Origin of the sequence: Flavobacterium sp. N3904 (assembly GCF_025947305.1) — a bacterium.
Lineage (GTDB): Bacteria > Bacteroidota > Bacteroidia > Flavobacteriales > Flavobacteriaceae > Flavobacterium.
Map to the genome: position 1 here is coordinate 2,622,983 of NZ_CP110009.1, position 15,827 is coordinate 2,638,809.

At 33.0% G+C, this 15,827-nt stretch carries 12 protein-coding genes; 8 read left to right on the forward strand and 4 right to left on the reverse strand.

The genetic code is table 11. The features are described 5' to 3' along the window. Positions 1 to 327: 327 nt before the first annotated feature. The 7 genes from OLM57_RS11145 to OLM57_RS11175 all read left to right on the forward strand — a co-directional run bounded on the left by OLM57_RS11145 (position 328) and on the right by OLM57_RS11175 (position 8,466). The gene (locus OLM57_RS11145; protein WP_264563772.1) at positions 328 to 633 is read left to right on the forward strand and encodes a rhodanese-like domain-containing protein; all 306 of its coding nucleotides are present in this window, start codon (positions 328 to 330) and stop codon (positions 631 to 633) included. Positions 634 to 707: 74 nt separating this feature from the next. Continuing rightward, a complete protein-coding gene (locus OLM57_RS11150; protein ID WP_264563773.1) occupies positions 708 to 2,288 on the forward strand; it encodes an NADP-dependent glyceraldehyde-3-phosphate dehydrogenase in 1,581 nt (526 codons plus the stop codon). Positions 2,289 to 2,894: 606 nt separating this feature from the next. Next, positions 2,895 to 4,778, forward strand: coding sequence for a M1 family metallopeptidase (locus OLM57_RS11155; RefSeq protein WP_264563774.1), 1,884 nt, complete (start codon positions 2,895 to 2,897; stop codon positions 4,776 to 4,778). A gap of 139 nt (positions 4,779 to 4,917) precedes the next feature. Beyond that, positions 4,918 to 5,319 carry a c-type cytochrome gene (locus OLM57_RS11160; protein WP_264563775.1) on the forward strand — a complete coding sequence of 134 codons (402 nt, stop codon included), beginning with the start codon at positions 4,918 to 4,920 and terminating at the stop codon, positions 5,317 to 5,319. Between the two features lie 273 nt (positions 5,320 to 5,592). Next, positions 5,593 to 6,942 (forward strand): sensor histidine kinase, encoded by a 1,350-nt coding sequence (locus OLM57_RS11165; RefSeq protein WP_264563776.1) that lies wholly within the window; start codon positions 5,593 to 5,595, stop codon positions 6,940 to 6,942. Positions 6,943 to 7,046: 104 nt separating this feature from the next. After that, a complete protein-coding gene (locus OLM57_RS11170; protein ID WP_264563777.1) occupies positions 7,047 to 7,430 on the forward strand; it encodes a response regulator in 384 nt (127 codons plus the stop codon). Further along, entirely contained in the window at positions 7,423 to 8,466 is a 1,044-nt protein-coding gene (locus OLM57_RS11175) for an adenylate/guanylate cyclase domain-containing protein (protein ID WP_264563778.1), read from the forward strand. The genes OLM57_RS11170 and OLM57_RS11175 overlap by 8 nt, the downstream gene beginning before the upstream one ends. 67 nt (positions 8,467 to 8,533) lie before the next feature. Here OLM57_RS11175 and OLM57_RS11180 read toward each other — a convergent pair whose 3' ends face one another. The 3 genes from OLM57_RS11180 to OLM57_RS11190 form a co-directional block, all read right to left on the reverse strand. Then, entirely contained in the window at positions 8,534 to 8,953 is a 420-nt protein-coding gene (locus tag OLM57_RS11180; RefSeq protein WP_264563779.1) for a cupin domain-containing protein, read from the reverse strand. Between the two features lie 93 nt (positions 8,954 to 9,046). After that, complete coding sequence (locus OLM57_RS11185; protein ID WP_264563780.1) at positions 9,047 to 9,607, reverse strand: 2'-5' RNA ligase family protein; 561 nt, start codon at positions 9,605 to 9,607, stop codon at positions 9,047 to 9,049. A gap of 46 nt (positions 9,608 to 9,653) precedes the next feature. Further along, a complete protein-coding gene (locus OLM57_RS11190; protein WP_264563781.1) occupies positions 9,654 to 10,331 on the reverse strand; it encodes a tetratricopeptide repeat protein in 678 nt (225 codons plus the stop codon). Positions 10,332 to 11,112: 781 nt separating this feature from the next. On the opposite strand from OLM57_RS11190, the gene OLM57_RS11195 reads away from it, so the two are divergent. After that, the gene (locus OLM57_RS11195; protein WP_264563782.1) at positions 11,113 to 11,235 is read left to right on the forward strand and encodes a hypothetical protein; all 123 of its coding nucleotides are present in this window, start codon (positions 11,113 to 11,115) and stop codon (positions 11,233 to 11,235) included. Between the two features lie 438 nt (positions 11,236 to 11,673). Here OLM57_RS11195 and OLM57_RS11200 read toward each other — a convergent pair whose 3' ends face one another. After that, the gene (locus OLM57_RS11200; RefSeq protein ID WP_264563783.1) at positions 11,674 to 15,771 is read right to left on the reverse strand and encodes a hybrid sensor histidine kinase/response regulator transcription factor; all 4,098 of its coding nucleotides are present in this window, start codon (positions 15,769 to 15,771) and stop codon (positions 11,674 to 11,676) included. Positions 15,772 to 15,827 lie beyond the last annotated feature (56 nt).

Below are 15,827 nucleotides of genomic sequence, written 5' to 3' on the forward strand. Positions count from 1 at the left end.
AATAAAAAAGGAGATGTTTTTATTAATTGCAAAGGGAAGTGCCTATAATAAATTATGAATTACAGAAAAGAATCGGATAATTAAGTCCTGATTTTAAACTATAAATAACAGATATTGTGATTCACTGAATATTGATTTTTACGAAAACGTTTTCTTTGTTTTATTGATTAATTCACAAAAAAGAGGTGATTTGTTTAAGGAAAAACTCGTATTTTTACATAAAAATATATATTATGAAATTGCCACTGATGGCAAATTTGCGTAAGCACTAGCAATCAATAATAAGGCGATTTCAGATTTGACCAATAATAAATAAATTTTACAGATATGAATTTAACACAAGAAGATTGGATTTCACAATTTGAAGCCGATGAGAAAGCAGTAATGCTGGATGTGAGAACAGAAGACGAATGTGATCAAGGTATAATAGAAGGTTCTATCAATATTGATTTTCATAAGGGTCAGGAGTTTATTGATGCGATTGCAGCATTGGATAAAAATAAAAATTATTATGTGTATTGCCGTTCAGGAGCGAGAAGTGCAAAAGCATGCGAAATGATGAATGAATTAGGAATTGAAAATGCCTATAATTTACTCGGGGGAATTATCGAATGGAATGGTGATATAGTTTAACACCAAACACAAAGAAGTATAAGCCTCTTTATAAATTTAAAAATAAATAACCAAAACAACCAAAATAACCAGGAATGAACACAATACCTCAAGAATTTCAAATTACAGAACCGCTTATTCAAGATACTTATTTGGTAAATGGTGAATTAAAAAAATGGACTGGAAAAACAACCCCAGTATATTCTACAATTTCTTCAACTGAAAAATATGAACCAACATTATTGGGTTCTATTCCGTTTATGGGCGAGGCCGAGGCGCTTGAAGTAGCCGAATCCGCAAAAGCTGCTTTTAATAACGGACAAGGTTTATGGCCAACCATGAAAGTGGTGGATCGTATTCATTGTATGGAAAAGTTTGTGGCCCAAATGAAGGAAACCCGTACTGAAGTTGTGAAACTTTTGATGTGGGAAATTGGGAAAACATTGGGTGATTCTGAAAAAGAATTTGACAGAACGGTAGAGTATATTAATGATACCATCGAAAGCTATAAAGAATTGAACAGCCGTTCGGCACATTTTTCTAAAGTACAAGGAATCAATGCTATGGTACGTAGAGGACCAATTGGAGTGGTTTTGTGCCTTGGACCATACAATTATCCATTAAACGAAACTTTTACCTTGCTTATTCCAGCTTTAATTATGGGGAATCCTGTAATTTTTAAACCGGCAAAACATGGTGTCCTTTTAATTTCTCCATTGTTGGAAGCTTTTAGAAGCAGTTTCCCAAAAGGGGTAATTAGTATTGTTTATGGAAGAGGACGTGAAATTGCTTCGCCAATAATGAAATCTGGAAAAGTTGATATTTTAGCTTTGATCGGAAACAGTAAATCGGCTATTGCTTTGCAAGATCAGCATCCAAATAAAAACAGATTGCGTCTAGTTTTGGGATTGGAAGCCAAAAATCCAGCTATTATTCTACCGGATGCCGATTTGGATTTGACAATTCAAGAATGTATTGCAGGAACTTTATCTTTTAATGGTCAAAGATGTACAGCTTTGAAAATTATTTATGTTCACGAAAATATTGCTGCCGAATTCAACAAACGTTTTGCTGAAAAAGTAGATGCTCTTGCTTTTGGAAACCCATGGGAGAAAGGAGTTTCTTTGACACCGCTTCCTGAAACCGAAAAACCGGCCTATATTCAAGAATTGATTGACGATGCGACCGCTAAAGGAGCAAAAGTAATCAATGCAAAAGGAGGAGAACATACCGATAATTTTATTTTTCCAGCCATTTTGTTTCCTATAAATAAAGAGATGAGAGTGTATCATGAAGAGCAATTTGGTCCAGTAGTACCCGTTTTGACTTTCAAAGATATCCAGGAACCATTAAACGATATGGCTGAATCGAATTACGGACAACAAGTGAGTTTGTTTGGTAAAAACATCAAAACCATTGCGCCGCTTATTGATACTTTGGTAAATCTGGTTTGTAGAGTAAACTTGAATAGCTCTTGCCAAAGAGGACCAGATGTTTTCCCGTTTACAGGAAGAAAAGATTCTGCTTTTGGGACATTGAGTATTCATGATGCATTGCGTTCATTCTCAATCAGGACTTTTGTAGCGTCTAAAGACAATGCTTATAATAATGAAATTTTGCAGGAATTGTTAAACAGCAAAGAATCGAATTTCATCAATACTGATTATATTTTGTAATCGCCTTTATACTATTTAAAACCGTCTCATTTCTTGGAATGAGACGGTTTTTTTTTGCTTAAAATTTCAACCGACTGAGTTATAATTTTATATAATTAACTGTTTTCTAGATTGATAGTAAAGTGGTGCTTGTAAATTGTGTATATTTGTAGGAGCAGTTACTTTGCTGTTTTTCAATATGCAAACTATTGAATAAGTGTTGTTTCCTTATAGTTTAATTGATTTTGATAAATTTATTAAAACAAAAAATATTAAAAAGAAAATAAAAATAGTTGCCAAAAGTGTCCACGAACGTTTGCATCGTGAACCTTATTATGTTCATCCCAAATTAAAATTCATTCCCAATATAGTCATTAATCTTATCACTTTGAGTATCGCTTTGGCTTTAATAACTACTATTTTGTACCTATTGATTCGTTTTCTTATAAAAGCTTTTTATCATTTGTAATAGCGCAAAAGTTAAAAAAAACAGTTCTGAATCAGTATGTTTTGTCAAGATATTTTGATAGTGTATATAAAAAATGTATTTTTTTTGTTACAAAAAACGTCATTTTTAGACTTACTTTTTGTTATTAGTAAAAATCATCAAAACCAAACAATCTAAAAATGAAAAAACAAATTCTATTGCAACTATTATTGACCATTTTTTTCTTTGTGCAAAGCAGTTTTGCCCAAGAACTATACATGCCTCGAAATATCAAAGAAGCCTATGCAAAAGGAACCCGTTCTATGGATGGTAAACCAGGTAAGAATTACTGGCAAAATCATGGTGTTTACACAATGGATATTACTGTAAATGCTGATACTAAAATTGTAAGTGGCACAGAAAGTATCATTTATGAAAATAATAGTAACGATACTTTAAAAAACATGGTAATCAGATTTGTAAATAATTTGCATAAGCCCTCTTCTCCTCGAAGTGGCAATGTTAGCGATGATTTTTTATCCAATGGATTAACAATTACTTTATTAAAAATAAATGGAGAAGTATACAAAGAAGATGCCAGAAAATGGGGGACTGTAGGTAACGTTAAAATGAAGAAGCCTTTGCCTCCAAAGTCTAAGGCGACTCTTGAAATAGAATGGAATTATCCATTATCGAAAGAGAGCGGAAGAGAGGGTCAAATTGATGAAACTACTTTTTATGTTGCGTACAGTTATCCTAGAGTGTCTGTTTTTGACGATTATAACAAATGGGACAGATTGCCTCATACCGACCGCCAAGAGTTTTATAACGACTTCAATGACTACACTTATACGGTAAAAGCACCCAAAAATTACGTGGTCTATGGAACAGGGGATTTATTGAATCCAGACGAAGTCTTGCAGTCTGAGTTTGCTTCCCGCTTAAAAAAATCATATACAACAGATGAGGTAATGCATATAGCCAATGAGAAAGAAATGAAAGAGGGACGTGTAACCCAACAGAAAGATTGGAATAGCTGGAAATTTCAAGCCAACAACATTACTGATGTTTGTTTTGCTTTGAGCAATCATTATGTATGGGATGCAGGAAGCGTTGTTGTAGATACCAAAACCAATCGACGTACAAGTACACAGGCTGCTTATGATATAAAAGGAACTGATTTTATAAACTCTGTCAAAAATAATAATTATGCATTGGCTTGGTTCTCCAATAATTGGCCTGGAATTCCGTATCCATATTCCAAAATGACCGCTTTTCAGGGATTTGCCGATATGGAATACCCAATGATGGTCAATGATTCTCAAGTTGGTGACGCAGTTTTTGCCCAATTGGTGCAGGATCATGAAATAGCACACACTTATTTTCCGTTTTATATGGGAATAAATGAAACCCGATATGCATTTATGGATGAAGGTTGGGCTACCACTTTTGAATACTTAATAGGTATCGCTGAACATGGAAAGGAAGCTGCCGATAAATTTTACAAAGAGTTCAGAGTCGATTACTATATAAATGACAAATCAACAGAAGAAGACCAGCCTATAATTTCGATGTCGACTCAGGTTTCGGATGCGGGATATGGAAATAATTCATACGGTAAAGCTTCTCTGTCTTATCTCGCCTTGAAAGATATGTTAGGAGACGATCAATTCAAAAAATCATTACATTTTTATATGGATACCTGGAACGGGAAACATCCAATTCCTTGGGACTTTTTTAATTGCATCAATACCAGTTCGGGTAAAAATTTAAATTGGTTTTTCAATAATTGGTTTTTTACCAACAATCATATTGATCTGGCAATCGATAAAGTGGAAAGCTTAAATTCAAAAACAAATATTTCGATCAAAAATGTAGGTGGTTTTGCTATTCCTTTTGATGTCGTAGTAGTGTATAATGATGATTCGAAAGAGACTTTGCATCAAAATCCGGCCATTTGGGAAACCAATCAAAAAAATACAGTAATTTCTTTTAATTCCACTAAAAAAATAAAATTGATTTCTATTGATAATGGTATATTTATGGATGCTACTCCGTTAAATAACGTATGGAATAATCAGTAAATTAATCTTTTATTTGATATTTATTAATTTATGTCAATTATTTTAAATTTTATGCAAAAACAAGTGATTTCATGATAAATATCAGTTTTAATACTATAACGTTTTCTTAAATTTGATGTATAATTAAACAGCACAAGCCATGAAAGTAGAATTTAAATTTTTAGTAGTACTAACTTTACTAATCGTAACAGGAACAAAAAGTTTTGCACAAGAATTAAGCTGGGTTGCACCAGAATATTCTAATTCATTAAAAAATCCATTTGTAGGAAATCAAAAGGCAACAAATGAAGGGAAAGAAATATTCAATCAGATGTGTGTATTGTGTCATGGTTTGAAAGGGCAAGGGAATGGTGAAGCCGGTCTTACATTGGAACCACATCCTGCAAATTTCTTAGCATTGAATGTAAAGAGCCAAACAGACGGTGCCATTTTTTGGAAAATAACCAATGGAAAAGCTCCAATGGCCACTTATTTTGAACTTTTAACAGACGACCAAAGATGGAAATTGGTTAACTATATACGAGAATTAGAAAAAAAATAGTTTTGAATTAGTACATGAAATAATTTTTTTTTAAGAGAAACCGCTACTGCTTAATATTTTAAGGAGTAACGGTTTTTTTTGTGGGTAAAAATGTTTGTTAAATTTAAAATAGGGTATAAGTTCGTTAATTTTTATGTAATTTTATTGTACGTAAACAACTGATATTGTTATTATTCATTTTGATAAATCTATACTAAGAGCATCAGTTTTTTTGTCAGCGACCGTTAGCAATGTAATTTAATAGTTATTTAATAGTTATTTAATTTATTACATATGAACTTTGATTATATTCTATTAATATTTGTTTTTAGTCATTTGCGAAAAACATTGCAAAGCAAAATTTTATTGCCTCAGATAGACAAATATTTGTTTATTGGTTTTTGGCTTTCAATAATGCTTTTAATTGCCGAATTCTTTTTGCATTCGAGAACACATATAACTGCTTGGATAGCACATGCAATGTTATTTACAATAATCTACTTTTGTGTTACCCAAAACGAGTTTAAATCTGTTAAGCCTTTTATTTATTCGATATTGCCTTTTGTTGTTGTAAATTTTATAGAAGATTTTATAGCACTCATCAATTCCTCTTTTTATGATGAATGGAATAATTATTTTGATACGGCAATTGTTTTTTCTATCATTTGGTTTTTTGCCATGTTTTTTATTACAAGAAAACAACGTAAAGACATGGAAATAGAGCAATTAAAAGCTATAGAGCGAGAAAAAGAATTTCAACAATCAGAAATTTTAAAAGCAAAATTAGAAATACAAGTAGCCGAACGTACAGCACAGCTTCGCAGTCAAAAAGATGAACTGCAAAAAACATTGGACGAACTTAAAACAACGCAGGAGCAATTGATTCAATCCGAAAAAATGGCAAGTCTTGGGGAACTTACAGCAGGTATTGCCCATGAAATACAAAATCCATTGAATTTTGTCAATAATTTTAGTGAAGTTAGCGGCGAACTTTTGGATGAAATGAACGAAGAAATTGAAAAAGGAGATTTTGACGAAGTAAAAAATATTGCTAACGACATCAAACAAAATTTAGAAAAAATAAATTTTCATGGCAAACGAGCCGATAGTATTGTTAAAGGAATGCTGCAACACAGTCGAACTGGTAATAATACAAAAGAACCAACGAACATTAACAAATTGGCCGATGAATACCTTCGGCTTGCCTATCATGGACTTCGAGCCAAAGACAAAAGCTTTAATGCGGACTTAATTACTGATTTTGATGAAAACTTACCTAAAATTAAAGTATTGGCACAAGAAATTGGTCGCGTATTACTGAATTTATTTACGAATGCTTTTTATGCCACCCATCAAAGACAGAAAAAATCGGGTGAAGCATACAAACCAATTGTCAGTGTGAAGACTGAATTGAAAGCAAATGGAATTGAAATAACCGTAAAAGACAACGGTATTGGGATCCCAGAATCCATCAAAAGCAAAATAATGCAACCATTTTTTACCACCAAGCCTAGTGGTGAAGGTACAGGTTTGGGATTGTCTTTGAGCTACGATATAGTGGTAAAAGGGCATGGTGGAAGTATTGCTATTGATAGTAAAGAAAATGATTATACTGCTTTTACAATTTTTCTTCCACTAGAATAAAAAGTGTATTTATTCCAATTAAATATGTAAATTTTATTGGGTATACATAGTTGTAATTAAGAGTTATAGCGATTAAATTATTAATCTTTCCGAAAAGAGTTGATATGAAGATATTAGTAGTAGATGATGAACCCGATGTGCAGCCGCTTTTTTTGCAGCATTTTCGTAAAGAATTGCGCCACCACGATTTTGAATTTGACTTTGCCCTTTCCGGCGAAGAAGCATTAGAATATCTCAGAGGCAATAGTATGGAAGTAGTACTTATATTATCGGATATTAATATGCCTGGTATGAGCGGTATTGACTTATTGTCCAAAATCCGTTTGGATTATAAAGATTTATCACCCGTTGTGATGATGATTACCGCTTATGGAGATGAAGAAAATTTCAGACAGGCGATGGACAAAGGGGCTAATGATTTTTTAACAAAACCGCTGGATTTTAATGTGTTAAAAGAGAAACTAAAAAAAATCATGGACAATGGCTAAAATACTTGTAGTTGATGATGAAGCGGACTTGGAAATTCTGGTAAAGCAAAAGTTCAGAAAAAAGATTCGGGAAAATGTCTATCAGTTCATTTTTGCCCAGAATGGGGAAGAGGCTTTGCAGAAAATTTTGGAACATCCAGACTTGGATATTATATTAAGCGATATTAATATGCCGATAATGGATGGATTGACCTTACTGAGTAAATTACCCGAAGCCAATCCGATGTTGAAGGCGGTAATGGTATCAGCCTATGGAGATATGCACAATATACGGTTGGCTATGAACAGAGGAGCATTTGATTTTGTTTGCAAACCGGTAGATTTTGATGATTTGGATTTAACTATGTCAAAAACAATATCACATGTAAAACAATTGCAGGAAACCATTAAAGCAATCAAGGAGAATAATATTCTCAAGATGTATGTTGATGAAAATGTAATAAATTTTATGACCAACAAGGAGTTTGAAAACAGCCTTCTTAAAAATGAAATGTTGGAAGCAACAGTACTTTTTGTAGACGTATGTGGTTTTACCTCGATAACAGAGCAATTTCCTGCAAACACAGTCGTGAATTTACTCAACGGATTATTTGATACAATTGTAAAGGAAGTGATTGCTCAGGAAGGGCATGTTGATAAATTTATGGGTGATGCAGTTATGGCTGTTTTTAGAGGAAATTATCATCTTGACAGGGCTATTGATGTAGGACTCGCTTTAAAAAATCAAATCAAAAACAGTGAAGAAATAACAATTGGTGATAAAAAATACAAGCCGGAAATTTCGATTGGTATCAACTCTGGGGAAATGGTTTCCGGAAATATTGGCTCGGCATCTTTAAAGCGATTTGATTATACCGTTATTGGCGATGCAGTTAATACGGCTCAAAGATTGCAAAGTGTTGCCAAACCCGGACAAATTATTATTTCAGAGGCTGTATATGCTATTGTAAAAGAATCATTTAAGTGTGTGTTAAACGGAGAATTTGCATTGAAAAACAAATCGAAACCGGTAAATACTTATGAGGTAATTGAATAAAGTAATTATATAACAATTATAAAAATAGTTACTAAACTTTGAGAAAATATTGAAATATTTAATTAAATCAACTTACGGAATAACTATTAAATTCTTTATCAGTCACTCTTTCCAACCAATCAATTGACCCTTTTGGCGTAACTGCGGTAATTGCAATATGTGTTAATGAACTATCGCGAGAAGCACCATGCCAATGTTTAATATCAGCAGGTATTTTGATAACATCCCCTCTTTGAATCGATTGAATGGGCTTGTCTTTTTCCTGATAATAGCCAATTCCATCTGTAACAATCAAGATCTGGCCTCCCGGATGGGTGTGCCAATTGTTCCGGGCTCCCGCTTCAAAAGTAACGTTACCGATCACACTATTAAATTCATTTTCATTCACCAATAATTTCACCCATGCATTTCCCGTAAAATAATCAGGATTTGCTTTTTCTCCTTGGGGAAATATTAAATTTTGTTCACTTGGATCTGTTGTGTTCATGTTTTCTTATTTTTGAACTAGTAGTAGGTTTAGCGAAGTTAGTAAATTAGCATTTCCCAATTCTTATAGTGTTCCGAATAGCTGGAAATAATCCTAAAAAAGTTCTCCCTGTATCGCTTCAGATTGCTTATTGCTTTTAAATTCGAAAGTGTCAGTTACAAAAAATTGTTTTTTGTCCTCGTCAAACAGCCTTAAAACAACATTGTCACAGACAAAATTGAGGTTTATTGTTGTGAATAAATGATTGGCTTTGATTAGATTTTGAGGGCTTAGTTTTCGGGCAATGGAAAGATGTGGATTGTCACTTTTTTTCATACTGGGAATTAAAAGTGATTTATGAAATAACTTCATGATTTCCTTTACTCTTTTTTTGGAATTGCTGTCCGGATTTATGACAAAAGCACCATTTGAAAAAGTGCTAAATTCATTTAAGTACACTACAATCGGCGATAATGCATCACATAATTTACTGATTTGATTTTTTATCACTTCGATTGATGTGCCAGTTGCTTTGAATTCGCAAATGGTAATATGTCCTACTGAATTTTTACTGTTGAACCAGCCTACTTCTGCTGCTAATTGTTCTTTCATGGACATAATTGAAGCAAGTATAGGTTCTGGAGGTTGAATCACAAGGGAATATAATTTTTCCATGATTTTAATTTGTTTACAGAATTAATTGCTCCAACTATTAGTAATTCTATTTCTTCTTAGTGCTATTGTCAGATTTTTTCAAATACTGATCGAGTGGATCCAATAGATTCTTAGCATTACTCATTTTGTCAGAAAGGGCTTGCGCCTCAGTAACCATAGCTGTTGTTAAACCGCGAGTGGCAGTAATATTTTTTTTGGCATTATTTTCAGGTGATTGATCTATTTTAGTGGATAACAAAAGCAGAGCTATTCCCGCAATTTTGTTCTCTTTTACACCTTGACCCCTTACATAAAGCATTCCTAAATTTCCAATAGCCAATCCATCTCCTTGTACAGACGCTTTGCGATACCATTTATTAGCCTTCGCAAAATCTACTGGTGTTCCTTTTCCATTTTCGTAAAGTACTCCTAAATTGAATTGTGCGGGTGCGTTACCCTGTGCTGCGGCTTTGCTGTACCAAACAACGGCTTCTTTTTCATTTTTAGTAACGCCGATACCTTTCTCATACATGACGGCCACATTAAATTGTGAATCGATTTGGCCGACTTTGGCCGCAGCGAGAAATTCTTTGAAAGCTAGCGGCATATTATTTACGTTAAGTGCTTCGACACCTGCTTTGAAATTTGGATTTTCTTTTGTTTGCCCATACGTGTTTACTGTTATTACCAAAGTAGTGAGCAGGAGTAGGCTTAACGCAAAAAAATTAGATCTTACTATTTTCATTTTATTTTTTTTGTTAAATATACATAACATATTTAAAAATATCGCTGTGAAATAATAGCTGATCGATTTTATATCAAAGCTTCTCTTATCATTTTCATTATTTAGACAACAAATAATTTTTGAAAGTAGCAATTTAATAGTATTGCAGGAACAGGGGGTATTCTTTGTTTTGCAATTTTTAGACTTATTTTTTTGCTGGGTTAAAAATTTAAAAAGCTGATACATCCTAAGATTTACAGGCTTTTGATTGCATTTAAAATGAATTTGTGGAATCGCCGGGAGCAACTGAAGCATGTATTGGAACTCTTACAAGATCCCAAATACAAAACCAACTTCACATTAATCCAATTGCCAAAATCTGTTGCAGTAGCTGCTACCAGCAGTTGTTCTTTAGGTCTTTTTTTTATTATAGTTTTCACCTTTTTTTAAGCGATATAACTTCTATATTTATTTTTTGACCATCTTTTAAATATCCTGGATAATACATTTTCGGTCCAAATGCTTTAAATCCTAAAACAAAGATTTTGTATAGTTTAGTAGTATCAATTTTAATTTTAACAGAACCCTTAGAATCCATTATATATATATTCTACGGGAAAAGTCTTTGTTAAAAACCCAAATCTTTCCTTCCTAACTTCTACAGTATCGAACAAATTAACTCTGTGTTGTTTGTCTTACTATCAAATCAGCACCGCTTTTAGGCGGGGCGTTCCTTGATATAGAGCAAAACGTCCTTCGACTGCGCTCAGGATGAACATTGTAACAATCACATTTCTATTTTATGATACTTTGCTGGCTACCCAAAAACGCAGGTGAAGGGAACGGTGCCAACCCTGATGGCTGTGCGAAGTGCGCCACCGTTGAAAAAACTAGGGTCGACAGACATGATACTGCTGGAATGTAGTGCAGCGTAGCTTGCGAAGTTAAACGGAATGAAGCCGTATTGTGGATGTAATAGCCCCGCCGAACTCAGGAAGAGAGCGAGTGAAGATGAGGGTGAGGAAGCATAGTGGTGGCCTGCTCTTTTCGGAGCGGGCTGAAGCCATGCTGACGAGAGGACTGTGGAACGGAGGGCGGTGGCTTTTTCGGCCGACGACCGACTGGAGCAGCCGAACGGAACAAAGCGAACAACCAGAGAGTGACCTATTGATTACTAAGACCATTATGAGTTAGCAGCGAGACTGAATTGTTAATGTAAGTATATCTTTTCTTCGTGAGTACTATTAATAGCTTGAGAATGGCAGCTTTTTGAGCAGCTCACTATTGATACTTGAATGATAGGATTAACTATTTTGAACTGCTCACGAACCTGTTCTGGAGATAATCTTTACACCAACATGTATTAACTATTTCCATCTTTTTTAAACTGAGATGGTGACTTGCCGAAAAATTCGGAAAAACTGCTTGAAAAATAAGATTGCGAATTACTACCCACAGCATAAGCAACCTCTGAAATTTTATTATCAGTTGTAGTTAGTAATGTTGCAGCATGATTCATACGGATTGTTCGTATTAAATCTATAGGAGATTGATCTATAATTCCTTTCATTTTACGATGTAGTTGTGCTCGACTTATTTTCAATTCATCACTTATCATTTCAACACTAAGTGCCGGATTATCCATATTTTTCTTTATTATATCAAAGGTTCTCTCCATTAAGCGTTCATCCGCCGAGGTCAGAATGCCACTTTCGACTTCCCAGTTTATAGAGTTGCTGAATTTTTCTTTTAGTTTTTGACGTTGATTAAGCAAATTTCGAATTTGAGTTTTGAGTAAATCCATATTAAATGGTTTTGTGATGTAGGCATCTGCTCCTAAATCGATCCCTAAAATTTGATCTTCTAATTCTGATTTTGCAGACAGAATAATAATTGGAATATGACTTGATTCTATATTTGTCTTTAGTGCTTTACACAATTCAATTCCGTTCATTTTTGGCATCATTATATCTGTAATAATTAAATCTGGGGATTTAGAATGAACCTTCTCTAAGGCTTTTGCACCATCCTCTGCTTCAATTATTTTATAATTTGCATTAAGTTCTACTTTAAGTAATGTTCTCATGTCAGCATTATCCTCAACTATAAGTAATAATGGTTTTGTTCCATTAATTTCTGTCTCTAATATATTTTGTGCTTCTGAGATTATTTTATCGTCATTTTTAGAAATTACAAAATTGTTTGTAATGGCGTTATTTTGTGTAGCATCAGTTTGTATTTCATCATTCTTATTTACATCTCCTGTTGGCAAATATATATTGAAAGTTGAACCTTCGTTCAATTCACTTTTTACAGTTACTATGCCATTGTGAAGCTTCAAAATGTTTTTAACAAGATTCAGTCCAATTCCAGTGCCTAAGTATTGTACATCAGATTCATTATGTTGATAGTATCTTTCAAAAATCTTATCAGTTACTTTAGTTGACATTCCAATGCCTGTGTCCGAAATTCTAATCACAACATATTCTTTATCATTTAATGTTTCAAAATCTGTTGATACGGCTATATATCCTTTTTCGGTAAATTTAACGGCGTTGGAAATAATATTATAGATGCACTTATCTAGCATGCTAGGGTCGAACCATACTAATGTGTTTCCAATTTTATTTTCGAAGGTCAAATCAATATTTTTCTCAGTAATTATATCTTTAAATGTATCCAAAATGTCTTTAACTATTGATGATACATTGATTTGTTTCGCATTTACTTTCATTTGACTTGTATCTAATTTCCTTAAATCAAGAATCTGATTGATTAAATGAAGCAATCGTTGCGAATTTTTACGAATAATTGTGAGTAATTGTAATTTTTCGTCATTGTTTTCATTTTGAATCAATCGATCTAGAGGGGAAGAAATAAGAGTAAGCGGCGTACGAAATTCGTGAGAGATATTTGTAAAAAACACTAGTTTTGACATATATATTTCTTTTTGTTTCTTTATTTCTAGTTTTTTTATCTGCCTTTTATTTTTTTTGCTGCTTTTTATTTTCAGCGCTCTGAATATCATGAACGATGAAAAAGCAATAACTACTGCATAGATTAAATAAGCCCACCAAGTCCTCCAAAAGGGAGGGTGTATAATTATAGTAAGTTTTTTTTCCTCACCTTCAAGTTCATTATTTGCCTTTCCAGTTTTTAAATGTAGCGTGTAATTACCCGGAGCGAGGTTCGTGTAAGTTACTGACCTACTACCGGCGGGTAGATTTTGCCATTTTGTGTCAAATCCATCCAGATATGATGAAACAAAAAGTTTTTTTCCTGCAAAAAATTCTGGAATTGAAAATTCGATAGTAATACTTTTGTTGACATAACTTAAATTTATTTCATTCAAATAGTTCAGGGACTTGGGAAGTATAATTCTATCACTTATTTTTCGATTTATAAGTACTTGTTGGTCGTACTGTTTCAAATTGGTAAGTATTATATTATTAGTCGGTTTCCTAGATTTTATCATATCTGGGTTAAAAATGTTTATTCCTTTCGTGCCTCCAAAGAATACTTCACCATCATTACTTAGAAAATAGGATCTTGAGTTAAATTCATCACTTTGTAAACCATCCTGCATATTGTAAGACTTAACTAAATAGTTTTGGGTGTTCAAACATGATATTCCCTGATTATCACTTATCCACAAGCTGTTTTTTCCAGTAAACACTAAACCTTTTATTCTATTACTGATTAAATTGTTGTCAGTAGTAAATACTTTAATATCACCATTTGAGGGGTTTAAATAATTTAATCCATTGTCAGTGCCAAACCATATATTGCCTTCATTATCTTCTGCAATAGAGTGAATCATATTGTTACTCATTTTGCTGTTAGTCTGTGTATTATAATTTATGAATTTATTCTTTTCAATGATAAAGCAGCTTAACCCATATACTGTTCCAATCCATAAATGTCCTTTTTTATCTAAATAGAGTTTATTGACCCAATTGTTTATTAGACTGTTTCTTTTTGAGGATTGCATATAATTTGAAAATCGTTTTGTTTTCTTATCGAAGCAGCTTATACCTCCAGAATGTGTTCCTATCCATATTTTTCCATCTTTTGATTGTGTAATTGTTCTTACATTATTGCTTTTTAATCCACCGTTTGTGTTTTCGGTATTATAATTAATAAACTTACCCGAAAGGTGGTTCATTACAGACAGACCTCCCGTATATGTAGCAACCCAAGTTTGAAGTTCATCATCTACAAAAACATCTAATGCTGCGTTGTCAGCGAGCGAATTGCTATTCGATTTGATATTAATAAATTGCTTTTTAAAATTATTATTTCTGTTAAATACTATTAAGCCACCACCATCAGATGCCATTAGGATGTTTTTAAATTTGTCAACAAAAATGCTATTAATGCAGTCATGAAATGGAATGCCATCAAAATTTCTATACGTTTGGAATCCTGCATTGCTATTTTTTATAAGACATATACCCAAAGTAGGAACGCCTATCCAAATATTATTTTCTTTGTCAGTATAAAGAGAGTGCACACGACTTCTTCCCAGTTCAAAAAACCGCTCTACAAAAACTGGATGAGGGTAAACTGCTTGATTTATTGTATTATAAACTAATAGTCCATCTCCATCAGTGCCAATAAGAATATTGTTTTGGGCATCTAAACCTAAGCTAAAAATAATTTTTGATGGAATTTTTGAATTTACATTATCCAAGACTTGAAATTTAGAATTAGCAGGATTGTATTTTACTAGTCCTATTTTAAGAATACTTATGTATATGGCATTATTTTTTGATTTTATTAATCGTAGTACCTGATTCGAGGGCAATGCGCCATTCTCTTTATTATAATGTCGGATTTTATTAGTAGTTACATTGTATACTGAAATACCCTTGTCAGATGAGGCAAACCATATATTACCACTGCTATCTTCGGCAATGTCTGTAATAATATTACTGCAAATTGAGAGAGGGTTTCTGGGCTGATAGAAAAAATGTTTATTTTTTTTTCCATTTCGGTCTATCATAATTACTCCATTTATTGATGTCGATAACCAAATGTTATTTTTACTATCTTCAAAAATTTTCTCAATTTTAATAGCTTTATTCTTGACGTCCTTTAGTTTAAAATCAATAGTTCTAAATACATTTAATTCATCATTGTATACTTGACAACCATTGTATGTTCCTACCCAAATCTGCCCTTTTTTGTCACATAAAAGACTCACTATACTGTTATTGGTTAGATTAGATGAATCTGTACTATTTACTTTGTATGTATTAAAGCTTAAGCCATCATATTTGCTCAACCCCTCTTCGGTTCCGATCCAGATAAATCCATGTTTGTCTTGTGCGATACTTGTAACTATTGAATTGCACAAACCATCATTTGTGGTTTTTATAACCGAGTTAGAAATTCTAATAACGGTATTACTTTGTAAAGTTATTGTTAAAAGCAACAAAAGAAGGATTGTTTTTTTCATAGAAAATATTGTCATATTAGTATTGTAACATCAGCTTACAAATATAAACATAAAGA

Bases quoted from the DNA above. Each gene is read 5' to 3' on its own strand.
- OLM57_RS11155 (WP_264563774.1), top strand. From the start codon at position 2,895: ATGAAAAAACAAATTCTATTGCAACTATTATTGACCATTTTTTTCTTT.
- OLM57_RS11170 (WP_264563777.1), top strand. From the start codon at position 7,047: ATGAAGATATTAGTAGTAGATGATGAACCCGATGTGCAGCCGCTTTTT.
- OLM57_RS11180 (WP_264563779.1), bottom strand. From the start codon at position 8,953: ATGAACACAACAGATCCAAGTGAACAAAATTTAATATTTCCCCAAGGA.
- OLM57_RS11195 (WP_264563782.1), top strand. From the start codon at position 11,113: ATGATACTTTGCTGGCTACCCAAAAACGCAGGTGAAGGGAACGGTGCC.
- OLM57_RS11175 (WP_264563778.1), top strand. From the start codon at position 7,423: ATGGCTAAAATACTTGTAGTTGATGATGAAGCGGACTTGGAAATTCTG.
- OLM57_RS11200 (WP_264563783.1), bottom strand. From the start codon at position 15,771: ATGAAAAAAACAATCCTTCTTTTGTTGCTTTTAACAATAACTTTACAA.
- OLM57_RS11190 (WP_264563781.1), bottom strand. From the start codon at position 10,331: ATGAAAATAGTAAGATCTAATTTTTTTGCGTTAAGCCTACTCCTGCTC.
- OLM57_RS11145 (WP_264563772.1), top strand. From the start codon at position 328: ATGAATTTAACACAAGAAGATTGGATTTCACAATTTGAAGCCGATGAG.
- OLM57_RS11150 (WP_264563773.1), top strand. From the start codon at position 708: ATGAACACAATACCTCAAGAATTTCAAATTACAGAACCGCTTATTCAA.
- OLM57_RS11165 (WP_264563776.1), top strand. From the start codon at position 5,593: ATGAACTTTGATTATATTCTATTAATATTTGTTTTTAGTCATTTGCGA.
- OLM57_RS11185 (WP_264563780.1), bottom strand. From the start codon at position 9,607: ATGGAAAAATTATATTCCCTTGTGATTCAACCTCCAGAACCTATACTT.
- OLM57_RS11160 (WP_264563775.1), top strand. From the start codon at position 4,918: ATGAAAGTAGAATTTAAATTTTTAGTAGTACTAACTTTACTAATCGTA.